This window comes from Mesorhizobium sp. LNHC221B00 (assembly GCF_000502935.1).
GTDB lineage: Bacteria > Pseudomonadota > Alphaproteobacteria > Rhizobiales > Rhizobiaceae > Mesorhizobium > Mesorhizobium opportunistum.
The window spans coordinates 16,339-38,375 of sequence record NZ_AYWR01000007.1 but is presented as its reverse complement, the minus strand read 5'-3'; the positions used below and the strand labels follow the sequence as shown (position 1 = coordinate 38,375).

22 protein-coding genes and 1 tRNA gene are annotated in these 22,037 nt (G+C 63.2%); 13 read left to right on the top strand and 10 right to left on the bottom strand.

The window, feature by feature from the left end; translation table 11 throughout:
- Positions 1-109: 109 nt before the first annotated feature.
- From X741_RS155175 to X741_RS155190, 4 genes are all read right to left on the bottom strand, one after another.
- Complete coding sequence (locus X741_RS155175; RefSeq protein ID WP_023777547.1) at positions 110-748, bottom strand: TPM domain-containing protein; 639 nt, start codon at positions 746-748, stop codon at positions 110-112.
- Positions 749-752: 4 nt separating this feature from the next.
- Positions 753-1,577 (bottom strand): YgcG family protein, encoded by an 825-nt coding sequence (locus X741_RS155180; RefSeq protein ID WP_245272694.1) that lies wholly within the window; start codon positions 1,575-1,577, stop codon positions 753-755.
- Positions 1,578-1,647: 70 nt separating this feature from the next.
- Entirely contained in the window at positions 1,648-2,460 is an 813-nt protein-coding gene (locus X741_RS155185; RefSeq protein ID WP_031249974.1) for a YgcG family protein, read from the bottom strand.
- A gap of 210 nt (positions 2,461-2,670) precedes the next feature.
- Positions 2,671-3,309 carry a LemA family protein gene (locus X741_RS155190; protein ID WP_023777544.1) on the bottom strand — a complete coding sequence of 213 codons (639 nt, stop codon included), beginning with the start codon at positions 3,307-3,309 and terminating at the stop codon, positions 2,671-2,673.
- Positions 3,310-3,507: 198 nt separating this feature from the next.
- Between X741_RS155190 and X741_RS155195 the strand changes: the two genes are divergently transcribed.
- The 6 genes from X741_RS155195 (at position 3,508) to X741_RS155220 (ending at position 8,800) form a co-directional block, all read left to right on the top strand.
- The gene (locus X741_RS155195) at positions 3,508-3,759 is read left to right on the top strand and encodes a hypothetical protein (RefSeq protein ID WP_013892381.1); all 252 of its coding nucleotides are present in this window, start codon (positions 3,508-3,510) and stop codon (positions 3,757-3,759) included.
- 13 nt (positions 3,760-3,772) lie between these two features.
- Complete coding sequence (gene pdxY, locus X741_RS155200; protein WP_023766004.1) at positions 3,773-4,657, top strand: pyridoxal kinase PdxY; 885 nt, start codon at positions 3,773-3,775, stop codon at positions 4,655-4,657.
- The gene (locus tag X741_RS155205) at positions 4,654-5,424 is read left to right on the top strand and encodes a DUF429 domain-containing protein (protein ID WP_023777543.1); all 771 of its coding nucleotides are present in this window, start codon (positions 4,654-4,656) and stop codon (positions 5,422-5,424) included. Before pdxY ends, X741_RS155205 begins: the two co-directional genes overlap by 4 nt.
- A 145-nt stretch (positions 5,425-5,569) precedes the next feature.
- Complete coding sequence (locus X741_RS155210; protein WP_023766002.1) at positions 5,570-6,214, top strand: carbonic anhydrase; 645 nt, start codon at positions 5,570-5,572, stop codon at positions 6,212-6,214.
- Positions 6,211-6,645 carry a hypothetical protein gene (locus tag X741_RS155215; protein ID WP_023777542.1) on the top strand — a complete coding sequence of 145 codons (435 nt, stop codon included), beginning with the start codon at positions 6,211-6,213 and terminating at the stop codon, positions 6,643-6,645. Before X741_RS155210 ends, X741_RS155215 begins: the two co-directional genes overlap by 4 nt.
- 100 nt (positions 6,646-6,745) lie before the next feature.
- Positions 6,746-8,800: a M3 family metallopeptidase gene (locus tag X741_RS155220; RefSeq protein ID WP_023777541.1), complete on the top strand. Its 2,055-nt coding sequence runs from the start codon at positions 6,746-6,748 to the stop codon at positions 8,798-8,800.
- 153 nt (positions 8,801-8,953) lie between these two features.
- On the opposite strand, the gene X741_RS155225 is transcribed toward X741_RS155220, so the two are convergent.
- The 4 genes from X741_RS155225 to X741_RS155240 all read right to left on the bottom strand — a co-directional run bounded on the left by X741_RS155225 (position 8,954) and on the right by X741_RS155240 (position 13,952).
- Positions 8,954-10,429 carry a M81 family metallopeptidase gene (locus X741_RS155225; protein WP_023777540.1) on the bottom strand — a complete coding sequence of 492 codons (1,476 nt, stop codon included), beginning with the start codon at positions 10,427-10,429 and terminating at the stop codon, positions 8,954-8,956.
- Between the two features lie 83 nt (positions 10,430-10,512).
- The gene (locus X741_RS155230) at positions 10,513-11,337 is read right to left on the bottom strand and encodes a carbohydrate ABC transporter permease (protein WP_013892374.1); all 825 of its coding nucleotides are present in this window, start codon (positions 11,335-11,337) and stop codon (positions 10,513-10,515) included.
- Positions 11,334-12,203 (bottom strand): sugar ABC transporter permease, encoded by an 870-nt coding sequence (locus X741_RS155235; protein ID WP_023765997.1) that lies wholly within the window; start codon positions 12,201-12,203, stop codon positions 11,334-11,336. Before X741_RS155235 ends, X741_RS155230 begins: the two co-directional genes overlap by 4 nt.
- Positions 12,204-12,719: 516 nt before the next feature.
- Positions 12,720-13,952: a sugar ABC transporter substrate-binding protein gene (locus tag X741_RS155240; RefSeq protein WP_023777539.1), complete on the bottom strand. Its 1,233-nt coding sequence runs from the start codon at positions 13,950-13,952 to the stop codon at positions 12,720-12,722.
- 183 nt (positions 13,953-14,135) lie between these two features.
- Between X741_RS155240 and X741_RS155245 the strand changes: the two genes are divergently transcribed.
- The 3 genes from X741_RS155245 to X741_RS155255 are packed head-to-tail and all read left to right on the top strand — an operon-like array spanning position 14,136 to position 16,892.
- Positions 14,136-14,906, top strand: a complete 771-nt coding sequence (locus X741_RS155245) for an SDR family oxidoreductase (RefSeq protein WP_023777538.1) — start codon at positions 14,136-14,138, stop codon at positions 14,904-14,906.
- Positions 14,907-14,908: 2 nt separating this feature from the next.
- Positions 14,909-15,979, top strand: a complete 1,071-nt coding sequence (locus tag X741_RS155250) for an ABC transporter ATP-binding protein (protein WP_023777537.1) — start codon at positions 14,909-14,911, stop codon at positions 15,977-15,979.
- Positions 15,980-16,010: 31 nt separating this feature from the next.
- Positions 16,011-16,892 carry a MurR/RpiR family transcriptional regulator gene (locus tag X741_RS155255; RefSeq protein ID WP_023777536.1) on the top strand — a complete coding sequence of 294 codons (882 nt, stop codon included), beginning with the start codon at positions 16,011-16,013 and terminating at the stop codon, positions 16,890-16,892.
- A gap of 108 nt (positions 16,893-17,000) precedes the next feature.
- Here X741_RS155255 and X741_RS155260 read toward each other — a convergent pair whose 3' ends face one another.
- Both X741_RS155260 and X741_RS155265 read right to left on the bottom strand, forming a co-directional pair.
- Positions 17,001-17,312, bottom strand: coding sequence for a DUF167 family protein (locus tag X741_RS155260; RefSeq protein ID WP_023777535.1), 312 nt, complete (start codon positions 17,310-17,312; stop codon positions 17,001-17,003).
- Between the two features lie 7 nt (positions 17,313-17,319).
- Positions 17,320-17,616, bottom strand: coding sequence for a YggT family protein (locus X741_RS155265; protein ID WP_013892367.1), 297 nt, complete (start codon positions 17,614-17,616; stop codon positions 17,320-17,322).
- Between the two features lie 243 nt (positions 17,617-17,859).
- Here X741_RS155265 and X741_RS155270 point away from each other — a divergent pair, with 243 nt between their 5' ends.
- The 4 genes from X741_RS155270 to X741_RS155290 all read left to right on the top strand — a co-directional run bounded on the left by X741_RS155270 (position 17,860) and on the right by X741_RS155290 (position 22,018).
- Positions 17,860-18,279 carry a hypothetical protein gene (locus X741_RS155270; protein WP_023777534.1) on the top strand — a complete coding sequence of 140 codons (420 nt, stop codon included), beginning with the start codon at positions 17,860-17,862 and terminating at the stop codon, positions 18,277-18,279.
- 333 nt (positions 18,280-18,612) lie between these two features.
- A tRNA-Ala gene (locus X741_RS155275) sits at positions 18,613-18,688 on the top strand.
- A 1,095-nt stretch (positions 18,689-19,783) separates the two neighbouring features.
- Complete coding sequence (locus tag X741_RS155285; RefSeq protein ID WP_023765990.1) at positions 19,784-20,554, top strand: helix-turn-helix transcriptional regulator; 771 nt, start codon at positions 19,784-19,786, stop codon at positions 20,552-20,554.
- A gap of 405 nt (positions 20,555-20,959) precedes the next feature.
- Positions 20,960-22,018, top strand: a complete 1,059-nt coding sequence (locus tag X741_RS155290; protein WP_245272691.1) for a SagB/ThcOx family dehydrogenase — start codon at positions 20,960-20,962, stop codon at positions 22,016-22,018.
- The last annotated feature ends 19 nt before the right edge of the window (positions 22,019-22,037 follow it).

Below are 22,037 nucleotides of genomic sequence, written 5' to 3'. Positions count from 1 at the left end.
TCCGGGCAGCCCGCCAACCGCTTTCTCACAGACGATCATGGTAGGTGACATCGTGCAAAGCCCGTCCGGAAACAGGCCGGACCGGCAAAGCAATCTCGACGGCAGGCGCTTAGATTTCGACCAGATGGTCGTCAAGTTCGTTGGTGTCGCCGGACGTGACCGGGAAATGCTCGGCCAGCACCGCGCCCACCTGCTCGATCGCCTTGACGAAACCGTCGGCAAGCCGGTCGTTGCCGGCATGCGCGGTCAAGTCGCGCACCACGCTGTCCCAGACATGCTGGCCGACCTTGGCGTCGATGCCCGAATCCGCGACCACCTCGGCATAGCGCTCGGCGATCGAGACGAAGACCAGCACGCCGGTGCGCGCCGCGGTGCGGTGGACGTTGCGGGCGAGGAACTGCTTGATCGCATTGGCGTGTGCCGCCTGATAGCGCAGCCGCCGTGGCACCATGTGGATGCGCAAGCCGGGCAGCGCCCACAGCAGGGCCAGCACGCAGGCCAGGGCCAAAAGCTGGGCGAGGACGAAATGCGGCAGCCGGATGGTGAGCCACCAGGCCTCCAGCCCATAGGCGACGGCGAGGCTGACGACCAGCATGCACAGCGTCGCCATCAAGGCGGCGGGGGCGAAATAGCCGTCGCTGGCATGCGCCACGACACAGTAGATCTCGCCGTCGGTCCTGGTTTCCGCGGCGCGGATCGCATCGGCGATGCGCTCATGATCCTGCGGGTTGATCGGTCGTGTTGCCATTGTCTCACCAGCTTCCTGAAGAACCGCCACCACCGGACGAGCCGCCACCGCCCGAAAATCCGCCGCTGCTCGATCCCGAGGACCAGCCGCCGCCGGAACTTCCCGACGACCAGCCGCCACCCGACGAGCCCGTTGTCCAGCCGCTGGTGCCCGAGGATCCGCTCGGGCCCCGGCCATAACGAAACGTCATGCCCAGCCATCTATACACGCCCGGCGACAGTTTCGTGCCGAACATCGGCGGCAGGAATGCCATCGCCAGGCCACCGAAGAACATCGTCGCCCATAGGATCAGGAACACCGCGGCAATCGGGTCGATGGATGTGCCGCTGTCGGCGGGATTGCGTTTTCCCCGCGCTTCCAGCTCCTCCGGATTGCCTTCGAGCACCATGACCATGTCGTCGACGGCCTTGGCTATGCCGCCGGAGAAGTCGCCGGCGCGGAAGGCCGGCACCATGTCGTTTTCGATGATCAGCTTGGTGTGCAGGTCGGTCAGCGTGCCTTCCAGCCCGTAGCCGACCTCGATGCGCATCTTGCGGTCGTTCGGCGCGACCAGCAAAAGCACGCCATTGTTTTCCTTTGCCTGGCCGAGCTTCCAGAAGCGGAACAGCCGGTTGGCATAGGGTTCGATCTCCTCGCCGCCGAGGCTGGGGATGGTGGCGACGACGATCTGGTCGGAGCCCTTGGTCTCGAAGTCGGCGAGCTTCTGCGTCAGCGCCGCCTTGGTACCGGCATCGATGATACCGGCATTGTCGACCACCCGCCCGGTCAGGGCTGGCAGTTCGGCGGCGAAGGCGCTGAGCAAGGCAAACAGAAGCGCCACCATGGACATCAGCGCAAGGCGCAACCCCTTGACGAAATGACCGGATATCGAAAAAGCGAGGGCGGGCCTTGTCATGGGCTCACCAGCTGCCGGATGAGCCGCCGCCGCCGGACGAACCGCCGCCGCCGGAAAAGCCACCGCCACCCGAAGACCAGCCACCGCCGGAACTACCCGAGGACCAGCCGCCGCTCGAGGATCGCCGGCCGGGCTCGAAGGTCATGCCGAGCCAGCGATAGCGTCCGGGCCCGAGCTTCTGGCCGAAGATCGGCGGCAGGATCGAGGCCGCGATGCTGCCGAAGAAGATGATTGCCCAGATGCTGATGAAGATGGCGAAGAACAGGTCGTCGGAATTGAACGGCGCCTGCTGGTTGCGTTTTCCCCGCGCTTCCAGTTCCTCCGGATTGCCTTCGAGTACCATGACCATGTCGTCGACGGCCCTGCTGATGCCGCCGGAAAAATCTCCGGCGCGGAAGGCCGGCACCATGTCGTTTTCGATGATCAACTTGGTGTGCAGGTCGGTCAGCGTGCCTTCCAGTCCGTAGCCGACCTCGATGCGCATCTTGCGGTCGTTCGGCGCGACCAGCAAAAGCACGCCGTTGTTTTCCTTTGCCTGGCCGAGCTTCCAGAAGCGGAACAGCCGGTTGGCATAGGGTTCGATCTCCTCGCCGTCGAGGCTGGGGATCGTCGCGACGACGATCTGGTCGGAGCCCTTGGTCTCGAAGTCGGCGAGCTTCTGCGTCAGCGCCGCCCTGGTCGCGGCATCGATGATACCGGCATTGTCGACCACCCGGCCGGTAAGGGCAGGCAGTTCGGCGGCGAAGGCGGTTGGCGGAAGGACAAAGAGAAGGAAGAAAACTAGGGCAAGAAAATTGAGGTTGGCGTTTCTTCGCACCCCCCTCTGGCCTGCCGGCCATCTCCCCCGCAAGGGGGGAGATTGGCAGCTTCGCTGTTGGCGCGAACCTTCAAACGCCGAAGATTGGCGAAAGCCTAAGCGACAACCGATCTCCCCCCTTGCGGGGGAGATGTCCGGCAGGACAGAGGGGGGTGTTTGCACGCCAGCGGTCCGTCTTGTGGTAAAGAGACGCTCAGCCGATTTCGCCTATCACCCGCCCTGCTTCGTGCCGAAATCGACCTTTGGTGGCTGCATCTTGTCTTCGTCCACCGTGAAATTGGCGAACGGCTCGTTGCCGCGGAACCAGAAGGTCGCCCACAGCACCGACGGGAAGGTCCTCAGCGTCAGATTGTAGTCCCTGACCGCCTGGATATAGTCGCGGCGCGACACCGCGATGCGGTTTTCCGTGCCTTCGAGCTGCGCCTGCAGCGCCAGGAAGTTCTGGTTGGCCTTGAGATCCGGATAGGCTTCCGACACCGCGATCAGCCGCGACAGGGCGCTGGTCAGCCCGGCCTGAGCATCCTGGAACTTCTTGAGCGCTTCGGGATCCTTGAGCGTTTCCGGCGTCACCGTGATCTGCGTCGCCTTGGCGCGCGCCTCGACCACCGCGTCGAGCGTGTCCTTCTCATGCGAGGCGTAGCCCTTGACCGTCTCGACCAGGTTGGGGATGAGATCGGCGCGGCGCTGGTACTGGTTCAGCACCTCGCTCCATGCCGCCCTGGCGTTTTCCTCCGCCGTCGGGATGGTGTTGTAGCCGCAGCCGGCAAGCAGCGGCAGCACGAAAGCCATCATCAGGAAGGCGGGAAGCGTGCGGAACACGGATGGTGAGGCAAGGCGCTGGGCAAGCATGATCGGTCCCTCGACAGAAGTTGCATGCGAAGCATTACCACAATCAGCGCGCAAGAAAACGACCTCGGCGGGAACGGGTTATCGGCACGTTCCCATCGGCCGCAAGGCACTGTAATAACTGGCAATATCCTATAATTGACAAGACGCTGTAATTGGCGAGGCGATCACGATAAGGTCGGCGGAAGGCAGGACACCATCATGGCCGGACGACAGGACAGCGACAACGAATCGCGCCGTATCCTCGAGCGCGTCGCGCAGGAGACCGATCCGTCCGGCACCTCGCTGGTGGCGCGGACCGCGAAAGGCGTGCGCGACCACGTCGCCGCCGCCGACGCCGACCGCGCGGACCCGGTCGAGGTCTGGGGTACGCGCATTGGCAGGATACTCGGCCTGCTTCTGGCGCTGGGCCTGATGGTCTGGCTCGTGCTTTTCCTCATCCGGGGCAGCTAGGAATCAAAAAACAATGAGCGCCGAAAAACCCGACGCGCCGCGCGCGGTCATCGTCATTTCGAGCCATGTCGCCCGTGGTTCGGTCGGCAACCGCGCCGCTGTCTTTGCCTTGGAGACGCTGGGGTTTCCGGTCTGGGCGGTGCCGACGGTCATCCTGCCCTGGCATCCCGGCCACGGGCGGGCGACACGCATCGTGCCGCCGCTCGACCAGTTCAAGGCGCTGATGGCCGACCTCGAGCGGGCGCCATGGCTGGGCGAGGTTGGCGCCGTGCTGTCAGGCTATCTCGGCGAGGCGGGCCAGGCCGAGGCCGTCGCCTCGCTGGTCGCCGCCGTCAAGGCCAGGACGCCTGACGCGGTCTATATCTGCGATCCGGTGATGGGCGATTCGGGCGGCCTCTATGTGCCCGAACCAACCGCGGCCGCCATGCGCGACCGGCTGATGCCGATCGCCGACATCGCCACCCCCAACCGCTACGAGCTGGAATGGATGGCCGGCGCGCCGCTTCCCGACCTCAAATCGGTGATCTCGGCCGCACTCCATGCCGGGCCGTCGACCATGCTGGTCACCTCGGCGCCGTCGATGATGACCGGTAGCACCGGCAATCTTCTGCTCGACGGCACCCAGGCGCTGCTTGCCGAGCACCGCTTGATCGACAAGCCGCCGAACGGTCTGGGTGACCTGACGGCGGCCGTCTACCTCGCCCGCATCCTCTCCGGCCAACCGGCGATCAAGGCCCTGCAGTCGACCACGGCGGCGGTCTACGAGATACTCGCGCGCACCGCCAAGCGCGGCGGCGACGAATTGCAGCTCGAAACCGACGCGCAGAGCCTGTCGCATCCGATGGCCATGGTGCAGCTGCGCCACCTCACGCATCCGGGGCGGGATCGCCTGGCGTGATCTCGACCGAGGTCGTTCTGGTCGGCGTAGACGGCTGCAAGGCCGGCTGGATCGCCGTGCGGTGCGCGCCGGGCGCGGTGCCTTCCGTCGAGGTCTTCGCCAGCTTCGCGGCGCTGCTCGCGGCCAATCCCGACAACGCCGTCGTCGCCGTCGACATGCCGATCGGCCTGCCAGAGGTTTCGGCCAAGGGCGGGCGCGGACCGGAAGCGCTGGTGCGGCCGCTGCTCGGGCCACGCCAGTCCAGCGTCTTTTCGATCCCGTCCCGATCGGCGCTTTATGCGGACACCAACGATTTCACCACGATCGAGGCCTGGTACGCCGCGCATATCAGGGCAAGCGAGGTGGCCAGGACCACATCCGATCCGCCGCGCGGCGTTTCGATCCAGGCCTTTGGCATCTTCTCGAAGATCCGCGAGATCGACGCCTTGCTGATCGCGCGGCCCGATCTGCGCGGCCGCGTCTTCGAATCGCATCCGGAAGTCGCCTTCTGCCGCCTGAACGACGACCAGGCGATGCAGCTGCCGAAGAAGATCAAGGGCAGCATCAATCCAGCCGGCATGGCCGAACGCAAGGCGCTGCTGTGCCGGCACGGCTATGACATGGCCTTTCTCGACCAAGTGCCGCCGCGCGGCGCGGCCGCCGACGATTTTCTTGATGCCGCCGCGATGATGCTGATTGCCGGTCGCATCGCCAACGGCAAGGCCAGGCCGTTTCCCAACCCGCCGCTCGTTGACGGTTTTGGCATACCGGTCGCCATCTGGGCGTGACAGTATCGGCCGACGCCCCGCTTTGACGCATGGCATTTATGACCAGCCCTCATAATTCTGCATTGCTCGCAACAGGCTTTTACCGTTAGAGCCTTTCTCGACCGCAACGAGCTTCCGCCTCCAACTGGAAAGGCCTTAGCCGCCCATGCCGCATCTTCCCGACCACCTTCTCGCCGGCTACCGCAATTTCATGAACGGCCGTTATCTCACCGAGAGCGGCCGTTACCGCGAACTCGCTCGGGAAGGGCAGGCTCCCGAGACCATGATCGTCGCCTGTTGCGACTCCCGCTCGGCCCCCGAAGCGATCTTCGACGCCGGACCCGGCGAGCTTTTCGTGCTGCGCAATGTCGGCAATCTCGTGCCGCCCTACGAGCCGGATGGCGAGTTCCACTCGACCTCGGCCGCGCTTGAATTCGCGGTGCAAAGCCTCAAGGTCAAGAACATCGTCGTCATGGGTCACGGTCGCTGCGGCGGCATCCGTGCCGCGCTCGATCCCAACTCGGCGCCGCTGTCGCCCGGCGACTTCATCGGCAAATGGATGAGCCTGATCGCGCCCGCCGCCGAGACCGTCTCGTCCAGCACCTTCATGACGACAACGGAGCGCCAGACCGCGCTCGAGCGCATCTCGATCCGCTATTCCATCGCCAATCTCAGGACCTTTCCTTGCGTCTCGATCCTGGAGGGCAAGGGCCGGCTGTCGCTGCATGGCGCCTGGTTCGACATTTCGACCGGCGAACTCTGGCTGATGAACAAGGACACCGGGGATTTCGAGCGGCCGGTGCTGGAATGAACGGGAAGGCGCGGCAGGTGGTAAACGTCCGGTCGGTCGTTTTCACGGCCGTCGCGCTGCTGATCGCCATCATGGCCGCCCGCGCCGATGACCGCGCCATCATCAGCCGCTGGTATTCAGCCCTACTGGTCGCCGACCGCACCGAACTCTCCGACCTGCTCGCCGACGACGTTCGCATCAAGCTCGACGACCTCGGCATCGTCCAGAACAAGCAGGAATTCATCGCCTCGATCGACGAATGGAGGGGCGCGGTCGCGGGTGCTGCGATCCGCCACCGGATCGAGAAGAGCGAGGCCGGCGTCACCACGGTCATCGCCTGCTACGACTTCCCCGGCAACGACATGCTGATGCATGAGACTTTCGCGGTCACCGACAACCGCATCACCGCCAGCTCACAAGCGGCGATCGCCGAAAACTGCGACGGCTTCTGAGGCGGCCGACTGCCATATTGCGGGGCCGAATGCCACGCCCTACATCGGTGACACCGACCCCTGCCACCCCCCACTTGCCACCACCAGCGAAAGACCCTCCATGCCCTCCACGAAAACCGTCGATCTCGCCGCTCATCCGCTGACCGCGTGGCAAGGGCCGCTTGGCCTGCCCGATTTTGCCCATATCGGTGACGGCGATTTTTCCCCGGTCTTCGACGCCGCGCTGAAGGCGCATGAGGCGGAGATCGAAGCGATCGCCGGCAACAAGGAGGCGCCGACCATCGAGAACACGCTTGCCGCGCTGGAACTCGGCGGCGAGGCGCTCGATCACGTCTCGTCGATCTTCTGGTGCCGGGCCGGCGCCCACACCAACGAGGCGATCCAGGCGCTGGAGCGCGACATCTCGCCGAAGATGTCCAGGCACTTCTCGGCGATCTCGATGAACGAGAGGCTGTTTGCCCGCATCGACGACCTCTACCAGCGCCGCGAGAGCCTCAAGCTCGACGCCGAAACCCTGCGGGTCCTGGAAAAGACCTGGAAAGGCTTCGTCCGCTCCGGCGCCAGGCTCGACGCCGAGGGCAAGAAGCGGCTGGCGGCGATCAGCGAGGAACTGTCCTCGCTCGGCACGACTTTCGGCCAGAACATGCTGGCCGACGAGCGTGACTGGGCGCTGTTCCTCGACGAGGCCGACCTTGCCGGCCTGCCGGATTTCCTGAAGAGCGCCATGGCGGAAGCCGCCGAGATGCGCGGCCAGAAAGGCCGCTACGCCGTCACCCTGTCGCGCTCGATCTATGAGCCGTTCACGACCTTCTCGGAACGCCGCGACCTGCGCGAGATCGCCTTCCGCGCCTTCACCATGCGCGGCCAGAACGGCGGCGCCACCGACAATACATCCGTGGTGCGCGACATGCTGAAGCTGCGCGCCGAAAAGGCCGGGCTACTCGGCTACGCCTCCTTCGCCGCGCTGAAGCTCGACGACACCATGGCCAAGACGCCGAAGGCGGTGCACGCGCTGCTCGATCCTGTCTGGGAGAAGGCGCTGGAAAAGGCCGCCGCCGACCAGACCGAGCTGCAGCGGCTGGCGGCGGAAGCCGGCAGCAACGAGAAATTCGCCGCCTGGGACTGGCGCTTCTACCAGGAGAAGCTGCGCGCCGAAAAGTTCGCTTTCGACGAGGCCGAACTGAAGCCTTATCTGCAGCTTGACCGCATCATCGACGCCTGCTTCGACGTGGCGAAAAGACTGTTCGGCATCACCTTCGAGGAGAAGAAGGGCATTGCCGCCTGGCACCCGGACGCGCGTGTCTTCGTGGTGAAGAATGCCGATGGCAGCGAGCGCGGCCTGTTCCTCGCCGATTATTTCGCGCGGCCCTCGAAGCGTTCCGGCGCCTGGATGAGCGCGCTGAAGTCCGGCTACCGGCTCGGCCACGGCTCGAAGCCGGTGATCTACAACATCATGAACTTCGCCAAGCCGCCAGCTGGCGAGGCGGCATTGCTGTCGGTCGACGAGGCGAAGACGCTGTTCCACGAATTCGGCCATGCGCTGCACGGTATGCTGACCGACGTCACCTGGCCGTCGGTATCCGGCACGTCGGTCAGCCGGGATTTCGTCGAACTGCCCTCGCAGCTTTACGAGCATTGGCTGACGGTGCCGGCGGTGCTGGAAAAGCACGCGCTGCATGTCAAGACCGGCAAGCCGATGCCGAAGGCGCTGCTCGACAAGATGCTGGCCGCGCGCACCTTCGGCGCCGGCTTCGCTACCGTCGAATTCACCGCCTCGGCCTTGATGGACATGGCCTATCACGCCCGGCCCGATGCCCCGGCGGAGCCGCTTCGTTTCGAAGCCGAAACGTTGGAGAAGCTTGACATGCCGGACACCATCGCGATGCGCCACCGCACCCCGCATTTCGGCCATGTCTTCGCCGGCGAAGGCTATTCGGCCGGCTACTATTCCTACATGTGGTCCGAGGTGCTCGACGCCGATGCTTTTGCCGCCTTCGAGGAGACTGGTGACCCTTTCAACCCGGCGCTCGCCGAGCGGCTGCGGAAAAACATCTACGCCGCCGGCGGCTCGAAGGACCCGGAAGAGCTTTACACGGCGTTCCGCGGCAAGATGCCTTCGCCTGAAGCGATGATGGTGAAGCGGGGTTTGGTGTAGCGTCTTTCCTTCTCCCCCTGTGGGAGAAGGTGGATCGGCGCGCAGCGCCGAGACGGATGAGGGGTGTTCCAGCGGAGTGAGGCGNGCTGGAACACCCCTCATCCGACCTCGCTTCGCGAGGCCACCTTCTCCCTCAAGGGGAGAAGGAAGAACCTATGCCTTCCAAGGATCAGCCACCCTTGGCCACACCGGCCGCGTCAGCTTCTTGTAATCGGTCACCGCCGGATTGCTGGGATACGAACTCGGCGCCGAGACATAGATGATCTCGGCGGCGATCGGCTCGAAGCCGGCGTAGAAATGGTTGGTCGACTTGATCAGCAGCACGTCCTTGCTCATCGGATCGACACCGATGTTGGAAAAAATGTCCGGCTCGAAGGTTTGCGTGCGGTTGGTGTTGAGGATGATGTCGACCTCGGTGCCTTCGATGCGGATGAGTGCGGCCGGTCCGAGCGTCACCCGGCTTGGGCCGAAACTCTGCCATCCCTCCGGAACCGCCTTCAGCACCTTGACGCGCGCGTCGATCGGCTCGCCCGCCAAGGGCCCAGCCTTGCCGCCGAAGCGCAGGTCGATGACGGCGCCTTCGCCCGCAGCCTGGCAGAAGGTCACCGCGATCGGATCCCAGATCGTCGCCACGCCGACATTCTTCAAGCCGCGTTCCAGCATGGTGCGCAGCACGACGGTGCCATCGCCGGCAACGCCGCCGCCGGGATTGTCCCAGATGTCGGCGATGACCACCGGCCTGTCCTGTCTTTCGGCCCGCACGGCCAAGGCGCGATCGATGCCGTCGGCCGTATCAAGCATCGTCATCGCCGTCTTCTCGCGCATGGCATAGAGTTCCCGCCCCAGCCGTTCCGCCAGCGCGTCGCCCTTTTCCTTGTCATTGTCGGTGACCACCAGGATGCGCGTGCCCATTTCGGGAACATCCGCCGCCATGAAACCGTGGATGACCGAGACCGACAGCACGCCATCCTTGCCGTGCAGCGCCTTGATGCGGTCGACGAAGGACCGCATCGGCTCGCGACTGGTCGGCAAAACCTGGATCATGCGGCAGTCGAAGGTCGAGATGACCGGCTCGATCTCGCCGCGCGCCGCCGCCAGCCCAAGCTCGACGACATGCTCGCCGCGCTCGTAAAAGTCTGTGTGCGGGAATTCGAGGAAATAGGCCATGATGTTGGAGGCCGCCACGCGCTTGGGCGTCAGATGGCTGTGCGGATCGAACTCGGAGGCGATCACCACGTCAGGCCCGACCATCGCCCGCACATTTTCCAGCAGATCGCCTTCGCAATCATCGTAACCTTGCGCCACCATGGCGCCGTGCAGTCCGAGGATGACCGCATCGACCGGCAGCGCCGCCTTGAGCTGACCGAGAATCTCGTCGCGCAATGCCTCATAGGTCTGCCGCTGCACCAAGCCGCCGGGCTCGGCCCAGGTGGCGGTGCCTTCGATCACGGTCAGCCCCTCGGAGGCCGCGCGCCGGCGCAAGGCGACGATCGGCGATGAGCACAGCGTCGGCGTCTCCGGATGCTTGCCCGGCCCGGCATAGAAGGCCATCTCGAACGAGGCCCGGTCTGTCGGCACCGGCGAGAAGGTGTTGGTTTCCGTCGCCAGCGAGGCGGTGAAGATGCGCATGGAAGCTCCAGGGATGGACTTTTTGTTTTTCGCAATTCCGGACGGAAAACCGCTGCACACTTTTCCTGGAATTGCTGGGATTGCTATTTAACGGCCCCGAGCGCCAGCCCACGAACCAGGTAGCGCTGCAGCCAGATGAACAGGATCGCCACCGGCAGGGTCGCCAGCAGCGTGGCGGCCATGACGTGATGCCACTCGATCGTGTAGCGGCCGGCGACCAGCGAGAACACCTGGATCGGCAGCGTGTAGCTTTCCTGGCTGCGCAGCATGGTGAGCGCGACGACGAACTCATTCCAGGCGTTGATGAAGGTGAAGATGGCGGTCACCGCGATTGCCGGCAGGCAGAGCGGCAGGAACACTTTGCGCAAGGTCAGCCAGCGGCCGGCACCCTCCATCCAGGCCGCCTCCTCGAGATCGCGCGGAATCGTGTCGAAATAGCTCTGCAGCATCCAGACCGTGAAGGCGACATTGAAGGCCATGTAGATGAAGCCGAGCGCCGTCGTCGATTCGACCAGCCCCCAGGCGGCCATCAGCCGGAACAGGCCGAGCACCAGCACGATCGGCGAGATCATCTGCGAGATCAGCAGGAACTGACGGAAGGCGCCGTAACCGGCAAAGCGGAAGCGCGACATGGCATAGGCCGCCGGCACCGAGATCAGGATCGCGCCGACCGTGGCGATGACCGAGACGTAGAGCGAATTGGCCAGCGCCTGGCCGAAGCCGGTCGCTACCCACATGTCGGAGAAATTCGACCAGCGGAACTCGCTCGGCCACCATGTCGGCGACAGCACCTCCTGCCGCGGCTTGACCGCGGTCAGGAACATCACCGCGAAGGGAAAGATCGTCACCACGATCAAGGGCGCCAGCAGCAGCCATGCAATGACGGTGCGTTTGAGTTTACTCGTCATGCGCGCTGCTCCCGCATGGCCAGCCGCACATAGATCATGGTGAAGATGAGCAATATGGCGAACATCACCAGCGACACGGCGGAGGCCTCGCCCAGCTTGCCGATGCGGAAGGCAAGTTTGTAGAGATGGGTGACCAGGATGTCGGTCGAGTTCGCCGGCCCGCCTTGCGTCATCACCCAGATGATCGGGAAGGAATTGAAGACGTAGATGGTGTTGAGCACGATGGCAATGTTGATGAACGGCTTCAACAGCGGAAAGGTGATCTCGCGGAACTGCTGCAGGGGTGTCGCTCCTTCGAGAGCCGCCGCCTCGTAGAGATCGTCTGATATCGACGACAACCCGCCGAGGAAGATCGTCGTCGTGAACGGCACCGTCACCAGTATGCCGATCAGCACCTGCATCGGAAAGGCGGTCTCGGCCTGCGCCAGCCACTGGATGTTGTGGTCGATCAGGCCGAGCCCTATCAGCGCCGAATTCAGCATGCCGCTTTCACCGCTCAGCGCCCAGCGCCAGACCACCGCCGTCATGGTCAACGATACCGCCCAGGGCAGCATGATGATGACGCGGGCGATGCCGCGGCCATAGAAATCGGTATTGAGGATCATCGCCACCGGAACCGACAGCAACAGCGCCCCGCCAACCACCAGCACGGTCCACAGCCCCGTGCGCCAGAGCGCGGCGATGAAATCGGGATCGGCGGTGAGCGCGGCAAAATTGGTCAGGCCCGAGAAATCGCGCAACTGGCCAAAGCGGCTGACGTCATGCGTCGAGATCTGGATCAGGTCCCAGACCGGCCAGAAGATGACGACCGCCGCCAGGAACAGGCTGGGCAAGGTCAGGAGATAGGGCAGGAAGCGATTTTGCATCGGCTGGTTTTTACCGCCTTGCGGGGAGATTGGATTTCGCTGGCTTAACAGATTGACTTGGTCCGGCCTCGTTCTTTCAGGACACCGCTTCGGGATTGCTTGCAACCGCAAGCGCCGCCCTCATCTGCTGCCCGTCCTCCGCGGCAGTTGCGGAAGGGAGCCCTTCCTCTCCCCGTCGACCGGGGGAGAGGTGTCGAGCGAAGCTCGACGGAGTGGGGGGCGACCCCTGGGCGCAAGGCAAGACGATGCTTGTGCCTGGTGCTCTTCCTATGTCCGTGACGGAGTGCAGGTGGTTTCCCCACTCCGTCTCGGCTTCGCCGAGCCACCTCTCCCCCCTCCGGAGGGAGAGGAAAGGAGCCTGGTTGGGGCGGCACCGACGTAGACGATTTTTCTGCTGAAGATTGAGTGGCGCGCCCCGCCTGAGTCTGGGGCGCGCCACGGGCGCAGGGAGATACGCCCTATTCCTTCAGCAGGCCCTATTTCTTCAGCACTGCCCCTACTTCTTCAGCACTGCCCCTACTTCTTCAACACTGCATTGGCCTTCGCCGCCGCGTCCTTCAGGCCTGCCTCGGGGTCGCCGCCGAGATAGATCTTCTGCATGGCGTCCGACGTGATCTGGGCGACTTCTTCCCAACCCGGGATGACCGGCGCGAAGCGGGCGTCGGGCAGGAGCGCGGTGAAGGCGGCCAGATCGGCGTTGTTGACGAAGTAATCCATCTTGGCCTCTTCCTTGTTCACCGGTAGGAAGCCCTCGCCTTGCGTGAACTTGGCGCGCTGCTCCGTGGTGAACAGGAAGTCCATCAGCTTCCAGGCCTCGTCCTTGTTCTTGGAGTTCTTGAACATGATCATGGAATCGGTGACGCCATAGGTGCCGCGTGCGCCGGTCGGACCAGCCGGAATGGCGGCGACGCCGTATTTCAGCGTCGGCGCCTCGTCCTTGATCTGGTTGGACAGGAAGGGCGCGGTGATCATCATGCCGACCTTGCCTTGCTTGAACAGGTTCTGCACGTCCTCGCGGTTGTTGGAGGTGACGCCCGGTTCCGTCAGCCCCTCGTCGATCATCGACTTGTAGAGCTTGGCGGCTTCGAGCGCGCCCGGCGTGCCAAGGCCCGACGTGCCGTCCTTGTTGAGGATCTCTGTGCCTTGCGACCACATCGCGTAGTAGTAATAGACGTCGGTCTCGATCTCCTTGCCCTGCAGCCCGAACCCGAAGGTGCCGGATCCCAGCGCCTTGATCTTGCGGGCGTCTTCCTGCAGCTCGGTCCAGGTTGCCGGCGGCTTGGCGATGCCGGCCTTCTCGAACAGTTCCTTGTTGTAATACATGGCGCGCGCCGAGGCTGCGATCGGCAGGCCGTAGGTCTTGCCGTTCATGATCGAGGGCGACAGGAACGTGTCGATGAAGCGGTCCTTGAATTCGGGCTTGATGTAGCCGTCGAGCGGCTCGGCGACGTCCTGCTGGACGAAGTCGATCAGCCAGCGCGTGCCGATGATCGACAGATCGGCGTTTGTGCCGGCGGTGATGTCGGTGGTCAGCTTCTGCAAGAGCACATCCCACGGCACGACCTCGAACTTGACGGTGATGCCGGGGTTCTTCGCCTCGAATTCCTTCTTCACTTCCTCGAAATAGGGGCCGGTCTTGGCGCTGTATTCGGCAACGGTGACCCGTACCTCGCCCGCATTCGCCTGCGCCGCGAAGGCCAGCATGCTCATTCCGGCCATCAGGCCGACAGTCCATTTCGCAAGGTTCATCTGATCTCTCCCATTTTGTCCGCGCCTATGCGCTCCTTGAGCCTGATCGCTGGCGCAAGATTTATGTGACTTTCCTACATTATCGATGAATTGGCCGCATGCAAGAGGATTAGTATGTTGCTTAATTACATTCCCTTCATTAGCCTGCCGGCATCTGCCTGACCTGCGGGAGGAGCAAGCGCCGTGGTTTCGAAAGCCGAATTCGAGGGCCGCACTGTCGTTGTCACGGGCGCCGGCGGTGGCCTTGGCTCGGCGATCGTCGCACTGCTGGCCGAGCGGGGCGCGCGGGTGGTCGGCTGCGACCAGTCCGACGAGGCGCTGGCCAGCCCGCACCTTGCCTCGCGCCATGTTTTCAATCTTCTCGACCGGGCGTCGGTGGAGAAGGCCATCGCTGCCTTGCTCGACAGGGATGGCGTACCTGACATCCTGATCAACAATGCCGGCTGGACACGTGCCGAAACGCTGAAAGCGCTGACGGCGGACAAGATCGAGCATGAGCTCGACCTGAACCTGACCGGGGTGATGATGTTCGCCGACCCCATTGCCAAGGCAATGGCCGCGCGCGGTTCGGGCAGTGTCGTCTTCATCTCCTCGGTCAACGCCATCGCGCATTTCGGCAATCCCGCCTACGCCGCCGCCAAAGCCGGCATCAACGCCTATGCCAAATCGATCGCGGTCGAGCTTGGCCGCAGCGGCGTGCGCGCCAATGTCGTCTGCCCGGGATCGATCCGTACCGCCGCCTGGGACCATCGCCTTGCCAAGGATCCGGAGATCCTCGGCAAATTGCAGCGGCTCTACCCGCTCGGCCGCATCGTCAACGCTTCGGAAGTGGCCGAAGCAGTGGCCTTCCTTGCCTCGGACCGCGCATCGGGCATAACAGGCGTGGTGATGCCCGTGGATGCCGGACTGACCGCCGGCTGCCTGCCCTTCATCGACGACATATTGGGAGCGTGACCATGACCGACGTCGAGTTTCGCGACCTGTCGAAGTCCTTCGGCCAGCACAAGATCCTCGAGAACATAAGCCTCGATATCAAGAGCGGCGAGTTCGTGGTGCTGGTCGGCCCATCCGGCTGCGGCAAGTCGACCTTGCTGCGCATGCTGGCCGGCCTGGAGACGATCACCTCCGGTGACCTTTTGATCGGCGGCGTGCGTGCCAACGACTTGCCGCCGCAGCAGCGCAACATCGCCATGGTGTTCCAGTCCTACGCGCTGTTTCCGCATCTCAAGGCCTCCGACAACATCGGCTTCGGCCCGAAGATCCGCGGCGAGACGCGCACGGCCATCGACGACAAGGTCAAGAAGGCCTCCGGCGTCCTCAACCTGTTCTCTTACCTCGACCGCTACCCCCGGCAATTGTCGGGCGGCCAGCGCCAGCGCGTCGCCATGGGCCGCGCCATCGTGCGCGAGCCGTCGGTGTTTCTGTTCGACGAACCGCTGTCCAATCTCGATGCGCAGTTGCGCGTGCAGATGCGCGTCGAGATCAAGGCGCTGCACCAGCGGCTGAAATCGACCATCGTCTACGTCACCCACGACCAGATCGAGGCCATGACCATGGCCGACCGCATCGTCGTGATGGACCGCGGCCGGATCCAGCAGGTCGGGGCGCCGCTCGAACTCTACGACAGGCCGGCCAACAAGTTCGTCGCCGGCTTCCTTGGCTCCCCGTCGATGAGCTTTGTCTCCGGGGCCCTCAAGACGACGCCTGAGAGGACCTGGTTCGAGTCGATCGGCGGCGGCCGGCTTGCGCTTGCCGGCAACCCGCTGCCGGCCGGCAGCGCGGTCGAGGCTGGCATCCGGCCCGAGCACTTCATGATCGGTGAAACGGCGGACGCCATGGCGCTGAAGGTGGATGTCGTCGAGCCGACCGGCTCCGAGACCCATGTCTATGGTTCCATAGGTGTCGACGCGGTGCGTGCCGTGTTCCGCGACCGGGTGCCGGTCAGGCCTGGCGATCTGCTGCCGGTCTCCGTCGATCCCGGCAAAATTCATCTGTTCGACACCGCGACCGGCCTGCCGCTGAGATGACGACGGAAGCGCCAATGACGAATACACGCGCATGAAGACGCCGGCCGACATCATCACGCGGCTGCAGCTGATATCGCAGGACGGCACCAAGTCGGACCGCCGGCTGGCCGGCCTGGTACTGTCCGATCTCGACTTCGCCTCCAAGGCGGCGATTTCGGAGATCGCCGGACGCGTCGGCGTCAGCGAACCGACGGTGACCCGCTTCTGCCGCAATCTCGGCTGCGAGGGCCTGCGCGATTTCAAGTTCTACCTGGCGCAGGCGATCGCCATCGGCGGCCAGTATCTTTCGCCCGAGCCGCTGAGCCGCGACGCGCGCGAGCAGCGCATCGCTTCCGCCATCACCGAAGCGGCGATTTCTGCCATCCAGCGCGCCAGCGAGAACCTCGACATGACGACTCTGGTCGCCGTCGCCGAGCGGCTTGCGACGTCGGGCAACGTTCTGTGCATCGGCTCCGGCGGCATCTCCTCGATGATGGCGACCGAGATGCAGAACCGGCTGTTCCGGCTCGGCCTGCCAGTGCTGGCGCAGATCGACGGCCAGCTGCAGCGCATGTACGCCGCCGTTGCCACGCCCGAAACCACGCTGGTCGCCTTTTCCGTCTCAGGCTATGCGCGTTCGGTCATCGAAGCGGTACAGGTCGCCCAGCAATATGGCGCCACCACCATCGCCATCACCGCGCCGGACTCTGCCCTGTCCAACGTCGCCGACACGGTCATCCATCTGCAGCCGCTCGAGGACGGCAACATCTACAAGCCGACATCATCGCGCTATGCGCTGCTGGCGATCGTCGACATGCTCGTGACATCGGTGGCCGAGACGCGCGGCCCGAAGGTGCTGGAGAATTTGCGCCGCATCAAGCAGAGCGTGAACACGCTGAAGGTCGACGACCCGCGTTTGCCGCTCGGCGATTGAGAGCCTGCCGATCTCCTCCCTCGTGGGGGAATGTCCGGCAGGACAGAGGGGGCGCTGTCCCGCAGACAGATCAAGGGTCTCCATGCCGCGCAAGCGGTGGATCCTGGATCAGCCGCCGAGCGCTTCAATGCTCCGTGACAGCGCCTCGGGATCGCCTGAGATTCGCAGCGTCTTCAGCCTGGCCGTGCCGCCAGCGACAACCGAAACGGCCGAAACAGGCACTCCCAGCGTCTTGGCGGCCAGTCTTTCCAGTGCTTGATTGGCGGCGCCGTTTTCCGGCACGGCGCGGACCCGCGCCTTCAGGTGGCTTCGCCCGTCCGCCGCCGTTTCGACGCCTTCGAGCCTGTCCACGGAAGATTTCGGCGTCAGCCGCACGAACAGATCGATGCCGTTGTCGCGGATGCGGAACGGCGCGCTCATGCGGTCGTCAGGCGCCAAGCAGCAGCGGCGCCACCGTGGTGAGGATGAACTGCCTGAGGAAGAACAAGATCAAAAGCAGGATGATCGGCGAGATGTCGATGCCGCCAAGGTCCGGCATGAAGCGGCGGATCGGCCGCAGCGCCGGCTCGGTCAGCCGGTAGAGCATGTTGCCGATGCTGCCGACGAACTGGTTGCGCGAGTTGACGACGTTGAAGGCGTAGAGCCAGGAAAAGATCGCCGAGGCGATGATGACCCACCAGTAGAGGTCGAGCGCCATGACGATTGTTTGAATGAGGGCGAGCATGCCGGTCTCCAATTGTTGCCGACATGTAGCCATTGCATGCGATACGGGCAAGGGCTGGCTTTGCATGGGCGCCAATGCCGAACCATGACCGTTTTTCGCTCGGCTCGATGCCGGTGTGTCAAAAATGGTCCGGTCACGGCACCGAGGCTTCATGGACAAAGCCAATCCCCAAGCTCTACAAACCGGCCGCGGGCACGCGCGACGTGAGTCGGCTAGACCCCGATTTGTTTCAAAGGAAAATGCATGCACATTCGGTCGATGATTGTACGGTTGGGAACAGTCGCCTTGGTGGCGGTTGGGGCATTCGCCTTGCCGGCCCAGGCCGAAGGATTCCAAAACATCGTGCTTTCGGCCACCGAGCATGCGGAGCAGACGCAGGCGACATTTTCACCGGACACGGCGAAGATTTTCCTCTCCGCCGACCTGACGGACGAGGTGGCTTCGGGATCGAAGCTCACCGTGAGCTGGATTTCGGTCGATTCCGGCGGTGTTGCGCCGGCGAACTACAAGATCGACGAGGTCAACTTCGAAATCGGCGCGATCGACAACCACGTCGACTCCTCGATGACCAAGCCGGATGCCGGCTGGCCGGTCGGTACCTATCAGGTGCAGATCGCTGTCGACGGCACTGTGAAGGAAACGGTCGATTTTTCCGTGAAGTGACCGGCGGCGCCAATTGGCTTCTCCTCCACAAACTGTCGGTCAAGCGGTGCAGCGCCGTCATCATCGGGTGGCAGGAGGGGAACAGCCCTGGCGTCGTGATGCGACTGTCGAGACGCACCGCTTGATTCACGCCGCCGCGCGAGGATGATCGGCAAAAGGCTGATGCCCGCTCGATCAGCCCGTAGAGCGTGATGCCGACGAATGGGCGAATATGCGAATCCGGCGAGGCCACTTTCCATCGGCGGCGACCTGACACCCAGCGGCCGATAATTTCGGCAAAACGCCGCCTTGACAGAAAACCGCCACGCCCGATAAATGCGCCATCCGTTGGACGGGGCTGTAGCTCAGCTGGGAGAGCGCGTCGTTCGCAATGACGAGGTCAGGAGTTCGATCCTCCTCAGCTCCACCAGCGGAATTTTGAAGGAATATCTTCAAGTAAAATCAATAAGATAGCCGAAAGAGCCAATTTAATTTGGCTCACGCGTTTGACCCACGTTTCAGGCCATCGCCGGTGCCATGTCGCCGGTGTGCGCCCATAGCCTTTGTTCCAATCATGCCGAGACGACCCAGTTCGGCGGCCATCCGAACTGTCCGCCCGCTTAACCCTGATGCAACCAGCGCGGGCTATGATAAGCGATGGATTGCATGCGAGCCGCTCCAAAGGCGACCTGATTTGAACTACCATCGGACGCCAGTCGTTGGCGCCACCTATGCAATTGCGATAGCAAGCATAGGCGCTGACAGGGGGGACACCTATATGGCCGGAAGCAGTCGGCACTCACCAATCAGCAAGGTCATTCTCATCGCAGAGATACTGATTGGTGGTATTGCCGTGGCAGCCTCCCTTTGGACGGGGAAAGGCATCGCGGCAATCTATGGCAGTGGCATCTATCTCATAGATCGGATCCAACACCCGCTCATTTATTGGGGTGGATTAATCGCAATCCTGCTCGGTCTTGTAGCGTATCCGCTTTGGTGTCTCTACAAGGGACCACCGAAGTACTAAGAGTGGCCTGTTCGCCCGTCTGCGCCGGCCTCAATGAACCTGACGGGCAACCCTGCGGCGATCTCCTCAGCCATCCCCGGCAACAGCCATTCAAGGGCCTGACGGGTTCGACAATAGGACTAAGGTCGCCACGCCGGGCGACCCCCGCGTGTTCCTGACCTGTACTGGCTCACAGGCCTTCTCTGTTGTGCTGGAGCCAAGGCGTCTTGGCATGGGCCCTGGCAGTTCCGAAGCGGAAGAGGTGGTCGAGCGCCGATGCCCCCAAAAAAGGCCATGGGCAATTTGCCGCGGTTTCCAAGGCAAGACGATTGTCAATTGGACTTATGGCGATGGCCGCTGCGGGATCGGCGCTATTTTTTTTGCAAGCCGCCCCATTAGACTGACGTTTTCAAATCAGTTTTTTCTGTGTGTTGTGAGAAGGCGTTTCGGTGGTGGCGACCCGAAGACGCTATATGGAATCCGAATCGAAATGAAGAATTCGCCTGCGAAAGCAAAGACGTGTCCATTCGCGAGAATCTCGCTGCAAATCTCAGACGGCTCTGCAAGGATCATGCCTCCGTTAGCGCGGTATGCCGTGAGTTAGGTATCAACCGCACGCAGTTCGAACGTTACCTGCAGGGGCAGACCGTTCCGAACAAGGCCACTGCCAAGCTGATTTGCGACTACTTCCGCATCAACGAACCCGAACTGTACCGGGATCCGGGTACGCCCGAACCCACGGTAGCCGGCCTGCCGCCGATTTCCGAAATCCTGTTCAAACAGATGATCCGCCCGCCCGCCCCATCGATCGCGGGAGGCACCTATTTCACCTATTTTTCGATTCCGGCCCGTCCCGATCTGTTGATGCGGTCGGTGACCTTCGTACGCCGCGAGGCCGAACTGGTCACGTTCCGCAGGGTCACCGGATGGTCGGAGCGCCGTGGCTCGACTTGGGCGCGGGCGCGCGGCAACCACTATGGCGTGGCCATCTCGCGCCTGAACTGGATCTATTTCAGCGGCGTCAACCGCCGCCAGACCGGCGAACCGTCGCTGATCTCCGTGCAATGGGCTCCCATCTCCGAACCGGTGCTGATCGGCAAGGCCATGCTTCTGACCGAGGCCGGACCGGCGTTCGTATCGGTCATCATGCGGCAGGATTTGTCCGGCATCCCGGCACGGCATGCGATCCGCATGGCGCATGTCGTCGGGTTTGACGATCCGGCCATCGATCAGCTGGTCGTCAGCCTTGCCCGCGACTGGCAAGACCAGTCTCCTGGTTACGCTAAATAAGAATAAGGATACCCCGAAAAAGCGTATGTTGCCGGCAGGCTACTCCATATCCGAGAAAAATCGATTTTTTAGACTTTACGGGCAAGAAAGATATTTCAGACAACATTGGCTTTACTATAATTTTAACAAACTGTTAACTCTTTCGACCTTACCTTTCTTCTCGCGGATCCCGTCGTGGGGATCTCTCATCAGATCCCATTGGGGTCGGGAAAGGGACGAAAATGGCCAAGAAAGTGAACAATGCGAAGCTGACGGTCGCCGCAGGCACGCAGACGGTCTTCTTCTCGCAGGGCATGCACTACAACAAGCGCTGAAGTCGCTCGGTGTCCGACAGGCCGTCGGCCTGTCGGTGCCTTGCTTCCACAAAGTGCCTCGCCTCCACAAACGGCATTCAGCATCATGAAAATGCGCTCTTCAAAAACGCTTGTCTTCTACCCCGGGACCAACAAGGTCACGGCCTGCAATTTCCTGACCAGAAGTGTCTTCGAATGCAGCCCCGAGGTGATCGGCCTCCTCGCGTCCTGGGACGAATGGGCCTCCACGGCGGAGATCGCGCGTGCCTACGGATGGTCGAAGGCCGAGCTGAATGCCGTCGTCCCGCAACTGCTTGATTTTTCCGCCCTGGTCTCCGCCGGCTCGCCGCTGGCCGAGCAGGAGACACAATTCTCCGGGCAATGGAACTGGGGGCTCCCGACCGCGCTGATGCATTTCTGCGTCCAGGACTCGGAGTTCATGACCATCGAACAGGCCGAGGCTCGGCAGATCGAACGCGCCGGTCACGTCGCGCAGCCCGATCTCCTGCTCAAGAACGCCGCGGGCGCCATTGCGCTGCCAAGCGCACTGGATGACAATGAACTCCTCGCCTTGATGGCGCAGCGCCGCACCAATCGCACGGCGGCCGCGCCCACCATCACTGCAAAACAGCTTTCCGACTGCCTGTTCGCGGGCATGGGCATCACCGGCGAAACCAGCAATTGCGTTGGCGCCCTGCCGCTGGGCATGACCCCTTCTGGCGGCGCGCGAAACCCCTATGAAGCCTATGTGATCGCGCTGGGCGTCGAGGGCCTGGAGCCTGGCGTCTATCACTATTCCGCCGCTGATCACGATCTCGGCAGGATCTCGGCCAATCATCTGCCGAAGATCTCCGAACTGGTCGGCGGGCAGGAATGGGCGGATGCCATGCCTTGCCTCATCCTGCTTTGCGCCAGCCTCGAGCGCACCATGTGGAAATATGAGGATGCCAACGCCTATCGCGTCGTGCTGATCGAAGCCGGCCATATCGGCCAGAACATGATGTTGGCGGCAACCAGGCACGGTTTGTCGGCCTGCCCCACGGCCGCGCTCAGCCATACGGCGATCAAGCGTCTTCTTGGCCTCGACCGCCTCACCGACGCACCGATCTATGCCTTGACCCTCTCGACCCCGGAACCAGGCCCGCATTCGGCGGGCCAGTCAATTAATTAGCCGCCTCAATATGACAGGA